Genomic DNA, 19850 nt, shown 5'->3' with positions numbered 1-19850 from the left:
CTGCCTCTTGGCTTACGGATTGTGGCGCTCAGTTGAAAATGATCTGACCACATTCGACAAGGTTGCGAGGAGCCCCGACATGAAAAAGATCGAAGCCATCATCAAGCCGTTCAAGCTCGACGAGGTGAAAGAAGCGCTGCAGGACGTCGGCGTTCAGGGTCTCTCTGTCATCGAGGTTAAGGGCTTTGGTCGTCAAAAAGGCCATACCGAGCTTTATCGCGGAGCAGAATATGTCGTGGACTTTCTGCCCAAGGTAAAAATCGAAGTGGTGCTCGACGACGATCAGGTGGACGCCGCCATCGAGGCGATCGTGGCAGCGGCCAAGACCGACAAGATCGGCGATGGCAAGATTTTTGTCAGCCCGGTTGAACAGGCCATCCGCATTCGGACCGGTGAAGCCGGCTCTGACGCCCTTTAAGAGGTCTGCCCTGCGCGCGACCCCGTGCCGCCGGGCAACAATGAACACCCCGAAACACCCAAGTTTCTCACGGAGGAATAACTTCAAATGAGCAAAGATGCTGTTCTCAAGCTGATCAAGGATGAAGAGGCAGAATATGTCGACATCCGCTTCACCGACCCGCGCGGCAAGCTCCAGCACGTCACCCTGATGTCGGATCAGGTCGACGAGGACTTCCTCGACGAGGGCTTCATGTTCGACGGCTCTTCCATCGCAGGCTGGAAATCCATTGAAGCCTCCGACATGAAGCTGATCCCCGACACCGAATCCGCCTATGTCGACCCCTTCTACGCCGAAAAAACCATCTGCATTCACTGCTCCGTGGTCGAGCCCGACACCGGCGAAGCCTATGAGCGCGACCCGCGCGGCACTGCCGAAAAAGCAGAAGCCTACCTCAAGGCCTCCGGCATCGGTGACGTCGCCTACATGGGCCCCGAAGCAGAATTCTTCCTGTTTGACGATGTACGTTTCTCCAACTCCATCAACAAAGTGTCCTACGAGGTCGATGCAACCGACGCCTCCTGGAACACCGATGCTGAGTATGAAACCGGCAACATGGGCCACCGCCCGGGCGTCAAAGGCGGCTACTTCCCGGTAAACCCGGTCGACGAGTCCCAGGACCTGCGCTCCGAGATGCTCTCCACCATGAAGCGTCTGGGCATGAAAGTGGACAAGCACCACCACGAGGTTGCGTCCTGTCAGCACGAGCTGGGTCTGATCTTTGACAGCCTGACCAAACAGGCCGACGAGCTGCAGAAGTACAAATACGTGATCCACAACGTGGCCCACGCCTATGGCAAATCCGCGACCTTCATGCCCAAGCCGATCGCAGGCGACAACGGCACCGGCATGCACGTCAACATGTCCATCTGGAAAGACGGCAAGCCGCTCTTTGCAGGTGACAAATACGCGGACCTGTCGCAGGAAGCGCTGTACTTCATCGGTGGTATCCTGAAGCACGCAAAAACCCTGAATGCTTTCACCAACCCGTCCACCAACTCCTACAAGCGTCTGATCCCGGGCTTTGAAGCCCCCGTTCTGCGCGCGTATTCCGCTCGTAACCGTTCCGGCTGCGTGCGTATTCCGTGGACCGAATCCCCGAAGGCAAAGCGCGTCGAGGCCCGCTTCCCCGATCCGGCGGCAAACCCCTACCTGGCGTTTGCAGCGCTTCTGATGGCCGGCCTTGACGGCATCAAGAACAAGATCGATCCGGGCGAAGCCATGGATAAGAACCTCTATGACCTGCCCGCAGAAGAGCTGGCCGACATCCCGACCGTCTGTGGCTCCCTGCGCGAAGCGCTCGAGTCGCTCGCGGCCGACCACGACTTCCTGCTGCAGGGCGACGTGTTCACCAAAGACCAGATCGAAGGCTACATCGCCCTCAAGATGGAAGAGGTGGAAACCTACGAGCACACCCCGCATCCGGTCGAATACCAGATGTACTACAGCTGCTGATCTCTCGAGATTGGACTGATATGGAAAGGGCGCCCCATCTGGGCGCCCTTTTTCTATGCTCTGGCAGCCGGGGTTTTCAGCTCGATCCTCGTCTCACTGACATGTTGCGCCCGCAAGACGCGCCAGGCCAAAGGGTGCAAGCCGGGTCAGTCCACGAATGGCGTCGAGCCGTCCCAGCCGCCCCTGTTTCCTGCCGTGGGAACCGGCACAGGGGCCGAGGTCGCATTCTGGGCAGGTGCATTAGGAACTGGCCTATTCTGAATTGGCACGACACCCGAAGCCCCTGCCGGCCTCGACACAAGCTGGTTCTGCATAGTGCTCGAATCTGTCACCACGCCTGCGGCGCAGCGCCCTGAAAAAACCTTATAATCGGGCGCCGAGGGCAAGACACTGACGTTGAAGTCCGCAATCGAGCCATTGCCACATACAAGCCCGGAAAGCTGGGTTTCGACTTCCTGAGACGTCCAGTCGGACCCCGCGCTGCCACTGAATCGGCCATTCCCATCATTGTCGAATTGCAGTTGATTGCTCGCAGGCACCTCGCCGCAGGCCGCAAGCATCACGCAGCATGCGATCGATAAAAAACGTTGGGCCGGTTTAATAGTCATGAAATTTCTCCCCAATCTACGGCACCTTACTGGCTCACTCACCCTAAACAAGAGCTTGAAGCCCCCAATACAATCGCCCCAATCCAGTTCGGAGTTCTTCTCTTGAAGCCCTATGCTGTCTCCCATAGGAAGGTGCGTTCCATCGCCCGACAGGAGCCCGCGCAATGAACTCCCCTGCTATGTCCCCCAACACGCTTGGCATAGACTTTGGCACCTCAAATTCTGCTGCGGGACTTGCGGTGGCGGGGCGGCCCTGGCTGGTGGAACTTGAACCGGGCGAGACAACGCTGCCCACGGCGGTGTTCTTTGACAGCGACAGCAAGAAGATGCGCATCGGGCGCAGCGCGACCCGCGCGCTCATTGAGGGCGAAGAGGGCCGCTTCATGCGCGCATTGAAAAGCCTGCTTGGCACATCGCTCCTTTATGAAAAACGTCGCCTCGGTGGTGTGACGATGGATTTCACCGATGTGATCGCGCATTTCCTGCGCGAGGTGAAAACCCGCGCCGAAACTGCAACCCGGATGGAATTCACCCATGCGCTCTCGGGGCGGCCGGTAAAGTTTCACTCCAAGGATGAGACCCGCAACGCCCGCGCCGAAGAAGACCTGCGCCATTGCTACAAGAAGGCCGGATTTCAGGATGTGACCTTTATGTATGAGCCCGAAGCCGCCTTGCGCGCGGCGCGCCCGCATCCGGGCATCGGCCTTGTGGTGGACATCGGCGGCGGCACCTCGGATTTCACCTGCTTTGAACAAGATGCGACGGGCGGGACGCGTATTCTGGCCAGCCATGGCCTGCGGTTGGGGGGCACCGATTTTGACCGCCAGATCAGCATCGACCATGTGATGCCGCATCTGGGGCGCGGGGCGATGATCCGCAACAGCTTTGGTGAGGGCAGCCTGCCCGCCCCCAATCGGATCTTCAACGATCTTGCCACATGGCAGATGATCCCCTTTCTCTATGGTCTCGACACTCGCCGCGCCGCGCGGGATCTGGCGCAGAACGCCGAAGACCCCACCACGCTCAACCGTCTGGTGCAGGTGCTCGAAGACGAACTGGGGCATGATCTGGCCTTTGCAACGGAGGCCGGGAAAATCCGTGCCAATGGCAGCGACGACGCGGGCGCCCAGATCGACCTGCGCCTGATCGAACGCGGTCTTTCTGCCGCCCTGCCCCGCGCCGCGCTGGAAGCGTCGCTGGCGCAGATGGTGCGCGAGATCCAGGATGAGGCCAAGGAGACACTCCGGCTGGCCGATGTGGCGCCAGAGGCGGTCACGCGGTGTGTCATGGTTGGGGGTTCGGCCTTGCTGATGGCGGTGCGCGCCGCCCTTCAGGACCTCTGCCCCACCGCCGAGATCGAGACCGAGCGCGCCCTCACCGCAGTGGCCGATGGGCTAGCGCTTGAAACGCAGGATGGCGCCGCCTGACAAAAGCTCCCCGCAAATAAGAGATGAAAACAGAGGCTCCGGCGCGTAGGTTGATCCTATCCGCGCCATTTCCAATGAGGGTCTTTCATGCTGTTTTCCCGTCTCGCCGCCCTTGGTCTTGTGACCTGCCTTGCCGTTGCCACCCCCGAGGTCGTGCGCGCCGCGAGTTGTGGCAACACCGCCGCGGGGTTTGAAGCCTGGAAGGCCGATTTTGCGCGCACGGCCAAACGGGCCGGGGTCCGTCAGGCCGGGCTCAACGCGCTGGCGCAAACCCGATATGCCACCGGCACCATCGCCGCCGACCGCAATCAGAAGAGCTTTCGCTATAGTCTTGAGAAGTTCATGCAGGTGCGCGGCGCGACAACCATCGTGGCACAGGGCCGCCGTCACAAGGCCCGCAATGCAGAGTTCTTTGCCGCGCTTGAGCGCAAATATGGCGTGCCGGCGGGGCTGTTGATCGCCATTCATGGCATGGAGACCGCCTTTGGCAATTATATGGGCGACAGTCAGGTGGTGTCGTCGATTGTGACCCTCACCTATGACTGCCGCCGCTCGGAGTTTTTTGAACCCCACGCCATCGGCGCGCTCAAGCTCGTGGATCAGGGTGCGATCTCGATGGCCACCAAAGGTGCGAAACACGGGGAGCTGGGCCACACGCAGTTTCTGCCAGGCAACGCACTGAAATATGGTCAGGACTGGAACCGCGACGGGCGGGTGGATTTCTACGACATGGGCGACGCACTCGCCTCTACCGCGCATTTCCTGCGTCAAAAAGGCTGGCGGCCGGGCAAAGGCTATCAGCAGGGCGAGCCCAACTACAAAGTGCTCAAACAATGGAATGCCGCCACCGTGTACCAGCAGTCCCTCGCCATCATGGGCCGGCAGATCGACGGCTCCTGAGCCTGAGATCCGGGCGTTAAGAACAATCAACGACGAGGTCGCCAGATTGTAAGGGCTTGGGCATCAATGTGGCTGTCAGAGGTCCAGTTCCTGCCGCATTTGCCCGCCCGCGCAAAACCTCCGCGAAATATATTTATTATTTATAGTAACTTACGCCAAACCGACGAGCGACGGGCACCTTGGAATTTTACGACGATATATCTGTCGTTCCCGCCCAAATTTCTACGTTTTCGGAATCTACCTTGGGTTGGACCACAACCGATGGAGGATTTCACGGTGCTCGATCAGACAACACAGAATGTGCAGACCTCGGCCTATCGCGGCAAGCTCGGGTTTGGAGAGCGGGACGAAGCGGCGCTGTCAAAGGCCTCGGTGCTTGTTGTTCAAACGCTCGAAGAATTTGGGCATGAGGTGGATCAGTTTCACACCAAAAGGGCGCATCGCATCCGGCTGGAATGTGACCACTATATCGTCGACATCCGCCATCGTCGCAGCCCACACCCCATGCGACAGAGCGACGGGAACCCCTGCCGCAGCCATCTGGACCTGATCCTGACGCCCCGCTTTCCCGATCATGTGGATGCGGAGCTTACCGAGATGATCCTGGCGCGCACCCTGCAGAGCCTTCTGGCCGAGCTTGATGCAACCACGGTAGAATGGCTGGAGACCGGGATCATGCTGGATCGCGACGCGTTTCTGGCAGCCTTTGCGCCCGAGACGCAATCAGAAGAGCAGACCGCTCCCCTCGACGGGGTCGATCTGGCCTGCGACATCCAACTGCCCATCGACGACCAAAGCGCCACCCCGATTGGGGACGCCCGGCCTGCGGCGACGCCCGTCATGGCGCCAGTGATGGCCTTTGACAGCTACGCTGCGCGCAATGCCGATGCAGAGCAGGACGCGCGCGAAGCACCGCAATGCCCCAAAGGCGCTGCACGGTTTGCGCCGGTAGATGAGACCTTTGGCAGCCTGTCCCTGGCCTGCGACCGGGTCATTGAGCGGCGGGCCCCTGCCCAAAAGGATCTCTCTGCGACCTACAAGAAGGTCTCCGGGGCGCTCTCGCTCGAAAATTGCAACCCCAACAAGGCCAGCGCCTGGGTGCTGACAGCGATCATGGCACTGTTTTCGCTCCCGCTTGGCATCACGGCGGCGGCAGTCAATTTCATTCGCGGCGGCGACATGCGTTTCAGTGTGCAGATGATGGCCCTGCTTGCGGTGTTGGTGTTCCTTGAATCAACGGTACTGTTGAACGCCGCTGTCAACTGACGCGCAAAAATGGACATATAAGCCCCGCAATATCAGCCTATTGCGGGGTTTTCTCGTCTCCCCACTGGCTGAGCACATCCGCGCGGGCAAGCACCTGCGTGTGGATCGAGAACACCACCGCTCTGGTCTGGGGCAGCCGATAAATAGACTGCAATTCGCTGCGTAGATAGGCGCGGGTCTCTGGCGTCGACGTTGGGCGTGGATCCTGTTCCAAACGTGGCTGATGCAGGCTCGGATCCGCATACCACAGTGCATTAAAGCGCCAGAGCGGCCGACCTGCCTGCACACCGTCAAACAATCGCTGCACCCGCCGTGCAATCCCGCTGTCATAGTCCTGCACCGGAGCGTGGATCGCCAGCAGTGGTTTCATGACCTTCTCCGAGAGGGTCCAACTGGCGGGAAAACACAAAACCGCGGCTGTCAGGATATGCTCGGTGCTGCCTTCGGGCTTTTCAAGAATACAGAAATCCTGCTGCGCGATGTGGCCCAGGGTCTCCATCGGGGCGGCACGATTGAGTGCCACCTCAATCCCATCCGGGCGCGTGATCCGCTGCACCTGTCGCCCCGCGCCATAGCGCGCTGCAAGCACATGATCGAGCAGCTCCTGTGCGGCAGGCTCCGCCTCGGGGGCCATTGCCAGCACGGCATCCGCATGATCGCGCAACAGACGCGTGCGCTCCTGCATCTGGGGGGCAAACCCCTCGTCAAAGCGCAGCCAGTCCTCGGGCGCAAGCGGCTCAATACCGGGCAGCGGGCGCGGTGTCATCGGATGATATGGCAGGGTGCGGTGGAGAATCTCAGTCATCGCATAGCCATAGCAGCCCGACCAAATCTGTCTACCACTGTACAGTTCTGGACAGTTTCAGAGGGTAGTACCGGCATTTTCCATCCAAATTCGCCAAAATGCCCCCTTTCGAGGTCGCATTTGGGAACGCCCGCCCGCCCAGCGCCCTGCAGGCTAACGCTGAGACCACAGCTGAGACCGCAGGGAGGTGCAGATGAACGAACATTTTCGCGATCGTCGCAAGATCGACCCCAGCCGAGGCGCTGTGCTTGGCGACGGCACCCCCAACGACAATGACCGCATCGAGATCGGCCCCACGCAACTGGCGTTTGCGGAATGGACGGCGGCGGGGCTCAGCCTGCCCAACCTTGAGGCAATGCGGAGCTATCGCTGGCAGCGATTGACGCAGGCGATTGTCGACCGGGACTATGGCGGGCTGTTGATGTTTGACCCGCTCAACATCCGCTATGCCACCGACAGCACCAACATGCAGCTCTGGAACACGCACAACCCGTTTCGCGCCCTGCTGTTGTGTGCGGACGGTTACATGGTGATGTGGGACTACAAGAATTCACCGTTTCTTTCGACGTTCAACCCCTTGGTACGCGAACAGCGCTCGGGCGCGGATCTGTTTTATTTTGATCGTGGCGACAAGGTGGACGTTGCAGCGGATGCGCTCTCCAATGAAATCCGGAACCTAATTGCAGAGCATGGCGGTGGCAACAAGCGCCTCGCGGTGGACAAGATCATGCTCCACGGGCTGCGCGCGCTCGAAGCGCAAGGCTTTGAGATCATGGAAGGCGAAGAGGTCACCGAAAAGGCGCGCGCCATCAAGGGTGTGGACGAGATCCTCGCCATGCGCTGTGCCTCACATGCCTGCGAGACGGCTGTACGCGCAATGGAGGATTTCGCACGGCTGAATGTGGGCGACGGCACGACATCAGAGGATGATATCTGGGCGGTGCTCCATGCCGAGAACATCCGTCGCGGCGGCGAGTGGATCGAGACGCGGCTCTTGGCCTCTGGACCGCGCACCAACCCGTGGTTTCAGGAATGCGGCCCCCGGATCACGCAGCGCAACGAGATCATCTCGTTTGATACCGACCTTGTGGGCAGCTACGGGATCTGCGTCGACATCTCGCGCAGCTGGTGGATCGGGGATGAGAAACCGCGCCCGGACATGATCTATGCGATGCAGCACGCCCATGAGCACATCATGACCAATATGGAGATGCTCAAACCCGGCGTGATGATCCCCGAGCTCAGCGCAGGCACCCATGTGCTTGATGCCAAGTATCAGGCGCAGAAATACGGCTGCCTGATGCATGGGGTTGGGCTCTGTGATGAGTGGCCCCTTGTGGCCTATCCGGATCACGCGGTGGAGGGCGCCTATGACTACCCGCTGGAGCCGGGCATGGTGCTCTGCGTCGAGGCGCTGGTGGGCGAAGTGGGAGGGGATTTTTCCATCAAGCTCGAAGATCAGGTGCTGATCACCGAGGATGGATATGAGAACCTGACCACCTACCCCTTTGACCCGGCGCTGATGGGACAGGAGTGACCGCAAGGCTCACGTGCTTCAGTCCTGCGCCTCCGGCCATGGCAGGCGGGCCAGAAGCCCGTGATGATCCGACGCCAGCTTGGGCTGTCTTTCGATGACGCCGAGGCCCTTGGGCGCAAGCACATGATCGATCCCGATAGGGTAGCCGAGCGGGGGCAGCTCAAAGGTCGCCCCATAGGGACCAACCCGCGCCATGCCCCCCGCAGCCCCGATGCGTTTCACCGTGTGAGACCAGGCCACGGCGTTGAAGTCCCCGGCAAGGATCATTGGCCCCTCAAGCGCAGTCAGCTCCGCCACAATGCGCTCCACATGAGCGGCCTGCTCGTGCGGCCAGGGCCAGGGCAGATGCAGGGCTGCCACCCAGAAACGCCCCTTCGGTCCCTCGACCTCCATGGCGGCCAGCCCGAGGTCTTCGGCGCAGGTCAGCCGCTGGGTCGCGCGCAGCCCGCGCGCCAGCACGGCCACCCGACCAACCTTGCGAAACGCGCAGACATGCTGCACCGGGTAATCTGGCTGCAGGCTCTGAAGAATGGGCAGGTTCTGGTCCGAGACCTCCTCCAGCGTCACCAGATCCGCACCGGAGTCCCGAATGGCCGCTACAAGACGCGCATTGCCTGCGTTTCGCCAGAGCAGGTTCTGCTGATAGAGCGTGAGCTCTGGCGCGGTAAGATCCTGCCCCCCGCCGGAGTGACCGAGCCACATCCCCAGCATCCCAACACTCGCCAAGAGACCGAACAGCGCCGCGCGCACGTCGTGGCGCAGCAAGAAGGCAAAAACGATCGCCCCCCCGGCGAAGGGCACGCGAAAGACCGCAAGACTATCGCCAAGGGGATGCAGCGCACCAAGGTAGCCCCCAGAAAGCGCCAGCATGCTCAGTGCCAAGCCTCCCCAGAGCCCCATCCGTGCCCATCTGCGCAGCCGCATCAAAGGCCCAACCGCGCATGCCACAGGGGCCATTTGCGCGCCAGTACGGCAACGCTCTCGGGCTCTGTTGAAAGTGCGCTCAGCGGCACCCAGGCCAGCGCATGAGATTCCGCGCTGGCCACCGGATCGCCGGCCTCGGCAACAAAAAGAAACCGCACATCGTAATGAAGATGCTGCTGCTCTTTCGATGAAGCGGGGATTTCATGCACATCGACGTCGAACACCTCGGGGCTGAGAAGGCGGATGCGGCGCAGACCGCTTTCCTCATAGGCTTCTTTGGTGGCGACAAAACAGGCGTCCTCGATGCCATCGCAATGCCCGCCCAACTGCAGCCAGCGGTTGAGCTTGGCGTGATGGGTCAAGAGAACCGCGTCGAGACCCGCAGACAACACAAAGGCCGAAGCGGTCACATGACCGATCCCCGGATCACGTCCAAAAGCGCCGGGCCCCTCAGCGCCAAACTCGGCGCAAAAGGCCGAAAGCCGCGCCCACATCTCGCGATCGCGCGCATCCAGCGGCGCAAAGCGGCCGATACCTGCGAGGGCCTCCATGGCCTCGGACGGGGCCGCGATGTCCTGCACGCCCATGTGACGCTCCTTCACCTTACCGTGACGGGAGCCATCGCCGACTTGCCGTTGCTCCCCCATCGGCGCAGTTTAAAGAGGTCGAACCACCCTCGCCAGCCCCGAAAGCCCAACCCCCGAAAGCGACGCCCATGCCAACCGAACGCATCAGCTTTGCCGGCCATGCCGGACATGACCTCGCCGCGCGCCTCGACCTGCCCGAAGGGCCGGTGTTGGCCACCGCCCTTTTTGCCCATTGTTTTACCTGCTCCAAAGACATCCCCGCCGCCCGGCGTATTGCCGCGCGTCTGGCCGCCATGGGGATCGCGGTGCTGCGATTTGATTTCACCGGGCTGGGTCATTCGGGCGGCGAGTTTGCAAACACCAGCTTCACCTCCAATGTCGCCGATCTGATTGCGGCTGCGCGCTATCTGGCCAGCCGCAACATGGCGCCAGATATGCTGATCGGACATTCGCTGGGCGGTGCGGCGGTGCTGCGCGCGCGGGCAGGTATCCCCTCGGTCAAAAGCGTGGTGACGCTGGGTGCGCCCTTTGATCCGGGTCATGTGGCGCATCATTTCGAGGATGCGCTGGAGGAAATCAACCGCACGGGCCGGGCCGAAGTAAACCTTGGCGGGCGGCCCTTTGTGATCGGCAAGGAATTTGTCGATGACATCGGCCAGACGGAACTTGGAGAGGCGATCTCGGACCTCAGGGCCGCACTTCTTGTGATGCATGCGCCGCGGGATGCCACGGTTTCGATCGACAACGCGGCCGAGATCTTTGGTGCGGCGCGCCACCCCAAGAGCTTTGTCACCCTTGATGATGCCGATCACCTGATCACCGATCCCTGTGATGCCGAATATGCAGCAGATATGATTGCCACCTGGGCCACGCGGTATGTAGACATGAAGCCCCCCGCGCCCCCGCCCGGCGCCCCAGAGGGTGTCATCCGCGTCACCGAGGCGGACCCGCAGGGGTTCTTGCAGGATGTGCAGAACGGCCCCTACCATCATCTGCTGGCTGACGAGCCCGAAGCCTATGGTGGCACCAACCGGGGCCTGTCACCCTATGGGTTTGTGGCCGCCGGCCTTGGGGCCTGCACGTCGATGACCTTGCGGATGTATGCCCGGCGCAAAGACTGGCTCCTCGAGGGGATCAGCGTCGAGGTCTGCCACGACAAGGTCCATGCGCAGGATGCCATCCCCTCTGGCCCTGCCAAGATCGATCGCTTCATGCGGGTGATCCATCTGCAGGGAGATCTAGATGCGGAGCAGCGCGCCAAGCTTCTGGAGATTGCCGACAAATGCCCGGTGCATCGCACCCTTGAACAGAGCTCACGGGTCGAAACACGGTTGGAAGATGCACCAAAGCTGCCTGATATGTCCCGCGAAGGGCAGGATCTCGACACCGCCTCCATTTGATCGACATCCCATTTGATCGACATCAATGTGCGGCGCGTCCTCTCGGCTAGGCTCTCCGGAGCCAGCAACAAGAGGATGCCCGCCATGGGACTGATGCGCAAACTCGGCCACAGCGCCGATCTCGTCAATGGAATGAGCCAGCGGCTCGGTGTAGATCAGGCCGCCCGCATGGCCCGCGACCCAGAGCGTGAAGCGCGCCGCCTGATGCAAATGGTCACGCGCTGCGCCGGATGCCACGAGCAGGTCGCCTGTGGCGCGCTTCAAGCCGAGAATGATCATCTTTCGGCCTGCCCCAGCTATTGCGAGAACAAAGCCAGCTTTGAGATCCCGGAAACCCAGGTCTAAGGCACGTTTTCAACGGCAGATCGGGCCCTGCTGCGGCGCGGCGCTTGCCGCCGCGGCATCGCTCGTCTATGAGAGCGCCATCTCTTCCACCGTCTTTGAAAGGTGCTGCTGCCCATGATCCCCCGCTACGCCCGCCCCGATATGGTTGCCGTCTGGTCTCCCGAGACCAAGTTCCGCATCTGGTACGAAATCGAGGCGCACGCCTGCGACGCCATGGCAAACCTCGGCGTGATCCCGCGCGAGAATGCCGAAGCGGTCTGGAAAGCCAAAGATGTCGAGTTTGACGTCGCCCGCATCGACGAGATCGAAGCCGTAACCAAACATGACGTCATCGCCTTTCTGACCCATCTGGCCGAGCATGTCGGATCGGAAGAAGCGCGCTTTGTGCATCAGGGCATGACCTCTTCGGATGTGCTTGATACCTGTTTCAACGTGCAGCTGACGCGCGCTGCGGACCTGTTGATGGTCGGCATGGACAAGCTCCTGGACGCGCTCAAAAAACGCGCGCTGGAACACAAAGACACCGTGCGCGTTGGCCGCAGCCACGGCATCCACGCCGAGCCCACCACCATGGGCCTGACCTTTGCGCGCTTCTACGCCGAGATGGACCGCAACAAGAAACGCCTGATCGCCGCACGCGAGGAAATCGCCACCGGTGCGATCTCTGGCGCCGTGGGCACCTTTGCCAATATCGACCCACGCGTCGAAGAACATGTCTGCGAACAGCTGGGCCTCAACCCGGAGCCGATTTCCACGCAGGTGATCCCCCGCGACCGCCACGCCATGTTCTTTGCCACCCTCGGCGTGATTGCCTCCTCTATCGAGAACATCGCGGTTGAGATCCGCCACATGCAGCGCACCGAGGTGCTGGAAGGTGCGGAATTCTTCTCCATGGGCCAGAAAGGCTCCTCGGCGATGCCGCACAAGAAAAACCCGGTCCTGACCGAGAATCTCACCGGTCTTGCGCGTCTGGTGCGCATGTCGGTGATCCCGGCGATGGAGAACGTGGCGCTTTGGCACGAGCGTGACATCTCGCACTCCTCGGTGGAGCGTGGCATCGGCCCCGACGCCACCGTGACGCTCGATTTTGCGCTGCACCGTCTGGCGGGCGTGATCGACAAGATGCTGGTGTTCCCGGAAAACATGCTTGAGAACATGAACAAGTTCCCCGGCCTCGTGATGTCCCAGCGCGTTCTGCTGGCGCTCACCCAGGCGGGTGTGAGCCGCGAGGACGCCTATTCCATGGTCCAGCGCAACGCGCTCAAGGTCTGGGAAGAGCGCCTTGATTTCCGCGAGCTGCTGCTGGCGGATGCCGAGGTGGTTGCGGCCCTGGGCGAGGACGGCATCAACGAGAAATTCGACATGGGCTATCACACCAAACATGTCGACACGATCTTCAAGCGGGTGTTTGGCGAATAATCCCACCCTCATGCACAGATCAGAAACCCCGCCCTCCTCGGCGGGGTTTTTCTTTTACCCCCTCACAGCTTCGTGAAAACAAAATTTGGACGATCCGCGCGTTTTCAACGTAATTTGTGCAACAACAGATAGGAGATCTTCATGCGTTTCACGGCCCTCGCGCTTGCACTTGCCCTACCCCTCTCTCTGCCGGTTGCGGGACTTGCCGCAGGTGGGGATACCACCACGCCGCCAAAGCCCTCCGACACCACCAAGGAATGCTGGGGCAAACGGGTCTGGGATGACGAGGCCAAGAAATGCGTCAAACCCGAAGAATCATCCCTCAATGGCCAAGAGCTCCTGGAGACCGCGCGCGAGCTCGCCTATCTCGAACGCTTTGACGATGCGCAGGCTGTACTGGCCGCGCACCCCGTGCAGACGGATAGCAGGGTTATGACCTATTGGGGCTTCACACATCGCAAATTGGGCCGCAGCGATATTGCTTTGGACTATTACACCCGCGCAATTGCGCAGAACCCCGACAATATTCTTGCCCGCAGTTATATGGCGCAAGGCTTTGTAGAGACGGGAGAATATGCCAAGGCACTGGCAGAATGGAAGGAAATCAAGGCCCGCGGCGGCGAAGGCACATGGGCTGAAACCTCGCTCCGGCATGCAATTCAGACGGGTGTCACGGTTAACTACTAAGCTTCAGGCTTTCTTTACGGCTGAAGGTTTATCTTGTGACCTGACAGAAAGAGAATCTTTTCGGGTCAAGGTTCAAGAATGGAACAATCATCAGCCTTAGCGCTCCCCATGGCATCTCCGGATATGGGGCTTGGCGATTTCTCGCCAGCACCACCGGCACCTGCTCTATCGGGGGGCGTCCCTCAGTTAAGCGGCAAAGCCAAAGCCGCCATCGTCGTGCGACTTCTCCTCAACGAGGGGGCAGATGTGCCCCTGGAAGAGTTGCCCGATGATCTCCAGCTGGAGCTCACGCAGCAGATGGGCAAAATGCGTTTGGTCGATCGCCAGACGTTGCACGCGGTTGCGGCCGAATTTGCGGAGCAGTTGGAAAACGTCGGCCTGTCCTTCCCCAACGGTCTTGCCGGTGCGCTGACCGCGATGGAAGGCAAAATCAGCCGTCACACCCATAGCCGTCTGCGCAAAGAAGCCGGAGTGCGCCAGTTCGGCGATCCTTGGGAGCGGCTGCGCAAGCTCCCCCCAGAGGAGCTCGCGGAACTAGCAAAGGCCGAAAGCACCGAGGTTGCAGCCGTCCTGCTCTCCAAGATCGACACTGCCAAGGCGGCCGAGATGCTGCAACATCTGCCCGGTCCTCTGGCCCGGCGGATCACCTATGCCGTCAGCCAGACCAGCAATGTCACGCCCGATACAGTGGATCGCATCGGCCTGTCGCTGGCCTCGCAGATCGAAGCACGTCCGCAAATGGCCTTTGAACAAACGCCTGGCCAACGCGTTGGCGCGATTCTGACCCAATCGGCCGCTGCCAAGCGCGAGGAGGTGCTGACCGCGCTCGACGAAGAGGATCAGGAGTTCGCAACAGATGTGCGCAAGTCGATCTTCACCTTCGCTCTGATCGCAGAGAAGGTCGAACCGGTGGATGTGCCAAAGCTGGTCCGCGCTCTTGGCCCGCAAGAGATCACCACCGCGATTGCCTTTGCCACCAGAGACGACGATGTGGCCTCGGTCAACTTCCTGCTCGAAAACATGTCGTCCCGCATGGCCAACAACCTGCGCGAAGAGGCCAATCAGCTTGGCCGCGTGAAGCAGGCCGATGGCGAGGCTGCCTTTGGACTCATCGTCAACATGTTGCGCGAGATGGTCGTCAATGGCGATATCGAGCTGAAATCAGACGAAGAAGAGGAATGATCTGAGAAATTGGGCGCCCTGCGTCCGCCCCTTCGGACCTCCAGATGCCCGCGCCCCGGTGGCGCGGGTTTCTCTTTTGCGCTTTCTTGTGCATCCCGGCGCAGCTCAGTATGATCCGGCCTTGCAATCCCTCCAGCAGGAGCCCCAACCCAGATGCCCGTAGCTCAGTCGGAGCTGGTTTTTTCTCAGCGTGCAAAATACTTTGCCAGCAACCTTGTGCTGCGCGCCCTGATCGGCGGGCTAAAGCTCATCCCTTATCGCTGGCGCGTGCCTTCCATGGGCTGGATCCTGCGCATGCTGGCACCCTTGGTGGGGTTCCACAAACGCGTGCGCCGGAACCTCGAATATACCCGCCCGGACCTGAGCAACGCCGAGGTGAACCGGCTCTGTCATGAGGTGGCCGACAACGTGGGGCGCACCCTCGCCGAACTTTATGCAGGCAAACCTTTCTGGGCCCGCGCAAACGCCGCAGACATCAGCGGCCCCGGTCTAGAAGCCTTGAAGCGCGCGCAGGCCGAAGGTCGCCCGGTGATCCTGGTGACAGGCCATTTTGGCAATTATGACGCCGCGCGTTCAAAGCTGGTGCAGATGGGCTTTAATATGGGATCGCTCTATCGGCGCATGGCCAATCCCTATTTCAACGAACACTACGTCAAAGCGATCTCGGCCACCGGCAAGCCCATGTTTGAACAGGGAAAGCGCGGGATGGTCGAAATGGTGCGTCACCTGAAAGCCGGGGGCAATATTGCAATTGTCGCGGATATGCACGCGATGGGCGGGACCTATCTGCCCTTCTTCGGTCGCCCGGCCCTGACCTCCACCGTACCGGCGGAGCTTGCGTTGAAATACAAGGCCGCCTTCATCCCGATCTACGGCATCAGGCGCGAAAACGGGATGGATTTTGACGTGGTTGTGGCCGAAGAGATCGCCCATTCAGACCCGGTGACCATGACCCAGGCGGTCTGCGATGATCTGGAGCAGCGCATTCGCGCCCATATGGGTCAGTGGTTTTGGCTGCACCGGCGCTGGAAGCCGATGCATGACACACCACACCCGGATTACCCGAAGCGCTGAGGGTCACTCCACCCGTGCGGCCGCAAAAATTGGGCCGAAGGGCCATTCCTGCACCAACACCGCCGCCGGAAGTTCCCCCGCAAAGCTTGCTGTGACCTCGAGCGGCTCTGCACCGGTCCAGTCGGCCAGCACCTCGAGGCTCTCGACGATATTGGCATAATCTACGGTGTTGCCGGCCAACTCGCCGCGTTTGATTTCCACCCGTTCCAGCGGCTTGTAGCGCACCAGCTGCACACGGAACTGACCGCTCATGCCATCCGGGAGCGCAGGTGCGGAGACCGTGAGCTGCTCCTCTGAACGCCCCGTGGTCAGCTGCACCTTTGGTTTTTGACCAAGATAGGCACTGAGCGCTTCGGAGACCTCCATCACATCGGCGCCCACCACATCCTCGCGCCCCATGATGATCATCTGCGGGGTGTAGATCATGTTGCGCCCCCCCACATGCGCATAGCCACGCTGGCGGTCGGTATAGGCCGGATCTGCAAATATATCGGCCCAGCCGATATAGTCCCAATAATCCACATGGAAGGCCAAGGGCAGCACGTCCTGGCGCTCTGCCAAATGCTTCACCAGCTCGTCTGCGGGCGGACAGGAGGAACATCCTTGCGAGGTGAAGAGTTCAATCACCACCGGAGCCGGATCGGCAGAAGCCGGGCCGGAGGCAGCCAGAACCGCAGAGATCACCAGAGAGGAAAGCGCAATACGCCGCATGAGTCGCCTATCAGATTGTTTGACTAACGGTTTAGTCCTGCCGCCGCTCAATGGCCAATCAATCATTCTTGAGAGGCTGTCGCAAAACGCGGTGCGCATATTGTATTCCTTGGTATACATTTCTATATCTCAGCATGTCATACCTATTGAACGACTTGCCTGCATCGTGCAGACAAAAAGAGCAGCGAAGTCCCAATTCCATTCTCGAGGGAGGCCAACATGCCCATCACCGTCGGACAGGACACAGCCAAAACACGCAAAACATTGAGCGTGAACGGAAAATCTATTTCTTATTACTCCATTCCAGCCGCAACAGACGCCGGATATGGTGATTTCACCAAACTGCCTGCAGCCCTGAAAGTGGTGCTTGAGAACCTCTTGAGGTTTGAAGATGGCGGTTTTTCGGTCTCGACCGACGACATCAAGGCGTTTGGCGACTGGGCCAAAAACGGCGGGAAGAACCCGCGCGAGATCGCCTATCGCCCGGCGCGCGTCCTGATGCAGGACTTCACCGGTGTGCCTGCGGTGGTCGATCTGGCCGCGATGCGTGACGGGATCAAGACCCTTGGCGGGGATGCCAACAAGATCAACCCGCTGGTGCCTGTCGATCTGGTGATCGACCACTCGGTGATGATCGACGAATTTGGCAACCCGCGCGCCTTTCAGATGAATGTGGACCGCGAATATGAGCGCAATATGGAGCGCTACCAATTCCTGAAATGGGGCCAAGGCGCGTTCAACAACTTCCGCGTGGTGCCACCCGGCACCGGCATCTGCCATCAGGTGAACCTTGAATATCTGGCCCAGACCGTCTGGTCAGATGTTGACCAAAACGGCGAGGAAGTGGCGTATCCGGATACGCTTGTGGGCACCGACAGCCACACCACCATGGTCAATGGCGCGGCTGTGCTTGGCTGGGGCGTGGGCGGGATCGAGGCCGAGGCCGCGATGCTAGGCCAGCCGATCTCCATGCTGATCCCCGAGGTTGTGGGTTTTGAACTGACCGGCGAGATGGTTGAAGGCACCACCGGCACAGACCTTGTACTCAAGGTGGTGGAGATGCTGCGCGAGCTCGGCGTGGTGGGCAAATTCGTGGAATTCTATGGCTCTGGCCTCGACAACCTGCCGCTGGCGGATCGTGCCACCATTGCCAATATGGCACCGGAATATGGCGCCACCTGCGGCTTTTTCCCGATCGACAAGGAAACCATCCGCTACCTGCGCAACACCGGCCGCGACGAGGACCGCATTGCGCTGGTTGAAACCTACGCCAAGGAAAACGGTTTCTGGCGCGATGAGACCTACGCGCCGATTTACACCGAGACACTGAGCCTCGACATGGGCACCATCGTGCCGGCAATCTCTGGCCCCAAACGCCCGCAGGACTATGTGGCGCTGGACGGCGCAGCGCAGGCCTTCAAACAGGTGGTATCGGAGTATCGCGGTGTGGATGCGTCAGCCAACGCAGCCGAGATGGCGTCAGAGGGCCCTGCCCCGACCGCACCGGTGGATCCGTGCAAATCGCACCCCGTCAAAGGCGAAGACTTTGCGTTGCGCGACGGCTCGGTGGTGATTGCCTCCATCACCTCCTGCACCAATACCTCAAACCCCTATGTGATGATCGGGGCCGGTCTGGTGGCGAAAAAGGCGCATGAACTGGGCCTCAACCGCAAACCCTGGGTCAAAACCTCGCTGGCTCCGGGCTCTCAGGTGGTCTCGGCATACCTTGAGGCCGCAGGCCTGCAAGAGCATCTGGATGCGATCGGGTTCAACCTCGTGGGCTATGGCTGCACCACCTGTATCGGCAACTCCGGCCCGATCCAGAAAGAGTTCTCCGAGGCGATTGCCGAGGGCGATCTGGTCGCCACCTCGGTGCTGTCGGGCAACCGCAACTTTGAGGGCCGCATCAGCCCGGATGTGCGCGCCAACTACCTCGCCTCGCCGCCGCTGGTGGTCGCCTATGCGTTGGCGGGCGACATGAACGTGGATCTCGCACGCGATCCGCTCGGCCAGGACAAAGACGGCAATGACGTCTACCTGAAGGACATCTGGCCCACCCAGAAGGAAATCGCCGATCTGGTCGAGGCCACTGTGACCCGCGAGGCGTTTCAGTCCAAATACGCCGATGTCTTCAAGGGTGACGAAAAATGGCAAAGCGTGGAGACCACTGAGGCCGAGACGTACGACTGGCCCGCTGCCTCGACGTATATTCAAAACCCGCCCTATTTTCAGGGCATGGGCCCAGAGCCGGGCAAGATTCAGGACGTCATCGGCGCCAAGCCTCTGTTGATTCTCGGGGATATGGTCACCACCGACCATATCTCTCCGGCGGGGTCTTTTGCGACCACCACACCGGCGGGCAAATACCTGCTGGACCGTCAGGTGCAGCCGCGCGAGTTCAACTCTTATGGCTCGCGTCGCGGCAACCACGAGATCATGATGCGCGGCACCTTCGCCAATATCCGCATCAAGAACGAGATGCTCGACGGTGTTGAGGGCGGCTATACCAAAGGTCCAGATGGTGCGCAGACCTCGGTCTATGAGGCGTCGATGGCGCATCACGAGGCTGGCACCCCGCTGGTGGTGTTTGGCGGCGAACAATATGGCGCCGGATCCTCGCGTGACTGGGCGGCCAAGGGCACCGCGCTCTTGGGGGTGAAGGCCGTTATTGCCGAGAGTTTCGAGCGTATTCACCGCTCCAACCTTGTGGGCATGGGCGTCATCCCGTTCGAGTTCACCGGAGGCGACACCCGCAAATCGCTCAAGCTCACCGGCGATGAAACGGTTGACATTCGGGGTCTGGAGACCGTGACACCGCTGCAGGAGGTCGAGTGCGACATCACCTATGGCGACGGCAGCAAAAAGACCATCACCTTGAAGTGCCGCATCGATACCGCGCCAGAGATCGAATACATCGAGAACGGCGGCGTGCTGCACTATGTGCTGCGCAACCTGGCCAAGAGCTGAGGTCAGGGACAATTTGCCAAAGACAACTGAGGGTGGCCAGTCGGCCACCCTTTTTATTCTACCATTGCGCTGGTAATGGAAGGCTAACGGAACCTGTGA

18 protein-coding genes are annotated in these 19850 nt (G+C 60.6%); 13 read left to right on the top strand and 5 right to left on the bottom strand.

What is annotated here, in order from left to right:
• The first annotated feature begins 79 nt into the window (after nucleotides 1–79).
• Together TM1040_RS09450 and glnA are read left to right on the top strand one after the other, a co-directional pair.
• Nucleotides 80–418, top strand: coding sequence for a P-II family nitrogen regulator (locus TM1040_RS09450; RefSeq protein WP_011538366.1), 339 nt, complete (start codon nucleotides 80–82; stop codon nucleotides 416–418).
• A gap of 87 nt (nucleotides 419–505) precedes the next feature.
• On the top strand, nucleotides 506–1912 hold the full coding sequence (gene glnA / locus TM1040_RS09445; RefSeq protein WP_011538365.1) for a type I glutamate--ammonia ligase: 1407 nt from the start codon (nucleotides 506–508) through the stop codon (nucleotides 1910–1912).
• 146 nt (nucleotides 1913–2058) lie between these two features.
• Here the strand turns inward: glnA and TM1040_RS09440 are convergent, their stop codons facing one another.
• Nucleotides 2059–2520: a hypothetical protein gene (locus TM1040_RS09440; RefSeq protein ID WP_044027069.1), complete on the bottom strand. Its 462-nt coding sequence runs from the start codon at nucleotides 2518–2520 to the stop codon at nucleotides 2059–2061.
• A 164-nt stretch (nucleotides 2521–2684) separates the two neighbouring features.
• Between TM1040_RS09440 and TM1040_RS09435 the strand changes: the two genes are divergently transcribed.
• The 3 genes from TM1040_RS09435 to TM1040_RS09425 all read left to right on the top strand — a co-directional run bounded on the left by TM1040_RS09435 (nucleotide 2685) and on the right by TM1040_RS09425 (nucleotide 6113).
• The gene (locus TM1040_RS09435; RefSeq protein WP_011538363.1) at nucleotides 2685–3947 is read left to right on the top strand and encodes an Hsp70 family protein; all 1263 of its coding nucleotides are present in this window, start codon (nucleotides 2685–2687) and stop codon (nucleotides 3945–3947) included.
• A gap of 87 nt (nucleotides 3948–4034) precedes the next feature.
• Nucleotides 4035–4847: a lytic murein transglycosylase gene (locus tag TM1040_RS09430; RefSeq protein WP_011538362.1), complete on the top strand. Its 813-nt coding sequence runs from the start codon at nucleotides 4035–4037 to the stop codon at nucleotides 4845–4847.
• Between the two features lie 261 nt (nucleotides 4848–5108).
• Nucleotides 5109–6113, top strand: a complete 1005-nt coding sequence (locus TM1040_RS09425) for a hypothetical protein (protein WP_044026716.1) — start codon at nucleotides 5109–5111, stop codon at nucleotides 6111–6113.
• A gap of 37 nt (nucleotides 6114–6150) precedes the next feature.
• On the opposite strand, the gene TM1040_RS09420 is transcribed toward TM1040_RS09425, so the two are convergent.
• Nucleotides 6151–6918 carry a heme-dependent oxidative N-demethylase family protein gene (locus tag TM1040_RS09420; RefSeq protein ID WP_011538360.1) on the bottom strand — a complete coding sequence of 256 codons (768 nt, stop codon included), beginning with the start codon at nucleotides 6916–6918 and terminating at the stop codon, nucleotides 6151–6153.
• Nucleotides 6919–7111: 193 nt separating this feature from the next.
• Here TM1040_RS09420 and dddP point away from each other — a divergent pair, with 193 nt between their 5' ends.
• Nucleotides 7112–8455: a dimethylsulfonioproprionate lyase DddP gene (dddP, locus tag TM1040_RS09415; protein ID WP_011538359.1), complete on the top strand. Its 1344-nt coding sequence runs from the start codon at nucleotides 7112–7114 to the stop codon at nucleotides 8453–8455.
• A gap of 18 nt (nucleotides 8456–8473) precedes the next feature.
• On the opposite strand, the gene TM1040_RS09410 is transcribed toward dddP, so the two are convergent.
• Together TM1040_RS09410 and TM1040_RS09405 are read right to left on the bottom strand one after the other, a co-directional pair.
• Nucleotides 8474–9325 carry an endonuclease/exonuclease/phosphatase family protein gene (locus TM1040_RS09410; protein WP_254658869.1) on the bottom strand — a complete coding sequence of 284 codons (852 nt, stop codon included), beginning with the start codon at nucleotides 9323–9325 and terminating at the stop codon, nucleotides 8474–8476.
• Nucleotides 9326–9378: 53 nt separating this feature from the next.
• The gene (locus tag TM1040_RS09405; RefSeq protein WP_011538357.1) at nucleotides 9379–9966 is read right to left on the bottom strand and encodes an NUDIX hydrolase; all 588 of its coding nucleotides are present in this window, start codon (nucleotides 9964–9966) and stop codon (nucleotides 9379–9381) included.
• 128 nt (nucleotides 9967–10094) lie between these two features.
• On the opposite strand from TM1040_RS09405, the gene TM1040_RS09400 reads away from it, so the two are divergent.
• The 6 genes from TM1040_RS09400 to TM1040_RS09375 all read left to right on the top strand — a co-directional run bounded on the left by TM1040_RS09400 (nucleotide 10095) and on the right by TM1040_RS09375 (nucleotide 16073).
• Entirely contained in the window at nucleotides 10095–11366 is a 1272-nt protein-coding gene (locus TM1040_RS09400) for a bifunctional alpha/beta hydrolase/OsmC family protein (protein ID WP_011538356.1), read from the top strand.
• A gap of 84 nt (nucleotides 11367–11450) precedes the next feature.
• A complete protein-coding gene (locus TM1040_RS09395) occupies nucleotides 11451–11711 on the top strand; it encodes a DUF6455 family protein (protein ID WP_044026715.1) in 261 nt (86 codons plus the stop codon).
• 114 nt (nucleotides 11712–11825) lie between these two features.
• Nucleotides 11826–13130, top strand: a complete 1305-nt coding sequence (gene purB, locus TM1040_RS09390) for an adenylosuccinate lyase (RefSeq protein WP_011538354.1) — start codon at nucleotides 11826–11828, stop codon at nucleotides 13128–13130.
• A gap of 141 nt (nucleotides 13131–13271) precedes the next feature.
• The gene (locus TM1040_RS09385) at nucleotides 13272–13817 is read left to right on the top strand and encodes a tetratricopeptide repeat protein (protein ID WP_011538353.1); all 546 of its coding nucleotides are present in this window, start codon (nucleotides 13272–13274) and stop codon (nucleotides 13815–13817) included.
• Between the two features lie 78 nt (nucleotides 13818–13895).
• Nucleotides 13896–14999, top strand: coding sequence for a flagellar motor switch protein FliG (locus TM1040_RS09380; protein ID WP_011538352.1), 1104 nt, complete (start codon nucleotides 13896–13898; stop codon nucleotides 14997–14999).
• Nucleotides 15000–15152: 153 nt separating this feature from the next.
• A complete protein-coding gene (locus TM1040_RS09375; RefSeq protein WP_011538351.1) occupies nucleotides 15153–16073 on the top strand; it encodes a lysophospholipid acyltransferase family protein in 921 nt (306 codons plus the stop codon).
• Nucleotides 16074–16076: 3 nt separating this feature from the next.
• Here TM1040_RS09375 and TM1040_RS09370 read toward each other — a convergent pair whose 3' ends face one another.
• On the bottom strand, nucleotides 16077–16784 hold the full coding sequence (locus TM1040_RS09370; RefSeq protein ID WP_044026714.1) for a DUF1223 domain-containing protein: 708 nt from the start codon (nucleotides 16782–16784) through the stop codon (nucleotides 16077–16079).
• Between the two features lie 219 nt (nucleotides 16785–17003).
• Between TM1040_RS09370 and acnA the strand changes: the two genes are divergently transcribed.
• Entirely contained in the window at nucleotides 17004–19751 is a 2748-nt protein-coding gene (gene acnA, locus TM1040_RS09365) for an aconitate hydratase AcnA (protein ID WP_011538349.1), read from the top strand.
• Nucleotides 19752–19850 lie beyond the last annotated feature (99 nt).

Source organism: Ruegeria sp. TM1040 (assembly GCF_000014065.1).
Lineage (GTDB): Bacteria > Pseudomonadota > Alphaproteobacteria > Rhodobacterales > Rhodobacteraceae > Epibacterium.
This window is presented reverse-complemented; position numbering and strand designations above follow the sequence as displayed.

Bases quoted from the DNA above. Each gene is read 5' to 3' on its own strand.
- TM1040_RS09385 (WP_011538353.1), top strand. From the start codon at position 13,272: ATGCGTTTCACGGCCCTCGCGCTTGCACTTGCCCTACCCCTCTCTCTG.
- TM1040_RS09440 (WP_044027069.1), bottom strand. From the start codon at position 2,520: ATGACTATTAAACCGGCCCAACGTTTTTTATCGATCGCATGCTGCGTG.
- TM1040_RS09430 (WP_011538362.1), top strand. From the start codon at position 4,035: ATGCTGTTTTCCCGTCTCGCCGCCCTTGGTCTTGTGACCTGCCTTGCC.
- TM1040_RS09435 (WP_011538363.1), top strand. From the start codon at position 2,685: ATGAACTCCCCTGCTATGTCCCCCAACACGCTTGGCATAGACTTTGGC.
- TM1040_RS09395 (WP_044026715.1), top strand. From the start codon at position 11,451: ATGGGACTGATGCGCAAACTCGGCCACAGCGCCGATCTCGTCAATGGA.
- TM1040_RS09400 (WP_011538356.1), top strand. From the start codon at position 10,095: ATGCCAACCGAACGCATCAGCTTTGCCGGCCATGCCGGACATGACCTC.
- TM1040_RS09420 (WP_011538360.1), bottom strand. From the start codon at position 6,918: ATGACTGAGATTCTCCACCGCACCCTGCCATATCATCCGATGACACCG.
- TM1040_RS09410 (WP_254658869.1), bottom strand. From the start codon at position 9,325: ATGCTGGCGCTTTCTGGGGGCTACCTTGGTGCGCTGCATCCCCTTGGC.
- TM1040_RS09405 (WP_011538357.1), bottom strand. From the start codon at position 9,966: ATGGGCGTGCAGGACATCGCGGCCCCGTCCGAGGCCATGGAGGCCCTC.
- TM1040_RS09450 (WP_011538366.1), top strand. From the start codon at position 80: ATGAAAAAGATCGAAGCCATCATCAAGCCGTTCAAGCTCGACGAGGTG.
- glnA (WP_011538365.1), top strand. From the start codon at position 506: ATGAGCAAAGATGCTGTTCTCAAGCTGATCAAGGATGAAGAGGCAGAA.
- TM1040_RS09425 (WP_044026716.1), top strand. From the start codon at position 5,109: ATGGAGGATTTCACGGTGCTCGATCAGACAACACAGAATGTGCAGACC.
- TM1040_RS09375 (WP_011538351.1), top strand. From the start codon at position 15,153: ATGCCCGTAGCTCAGTCGGAGCTGGTTTTTTCTCAGCGTGCAAAATAC.
- TM1040_RS09370 (WP_044026714.1), bottom strand. From the start codon at position 16,784: ATGCGGCGTATTGCGCTTTCCTCTCTGGTGATCTCTGCGGTTCTGGCT.
- acnA (WP_011538349.1), top strand. From the start codon at position 17,004: ATGCCCATCACCGTCGGACAGGACACAGCCAAAACACGCAAAACATTG.
- dddP (WP_011538359.1), top strand. From the start codon at position 7,112: ATGAACGAACATTTTCGCGATCGTCGCAAGATCGACCCCAGCCGAGGC.
- TM1040_RS09380 (WP_011538352.1), top strand. From the start codon at position 13,896: ATGGAACAATCATCAGCCTTAGCGCTCCCCATGGCATCTCCGGATATG.
- purB (WP_011538354.1), top strand. From the start codon at position 11,826: ATGATCCCCCGCTACGCCCGCCCCGATATGGTTGCCGTCTGGTCTCCC.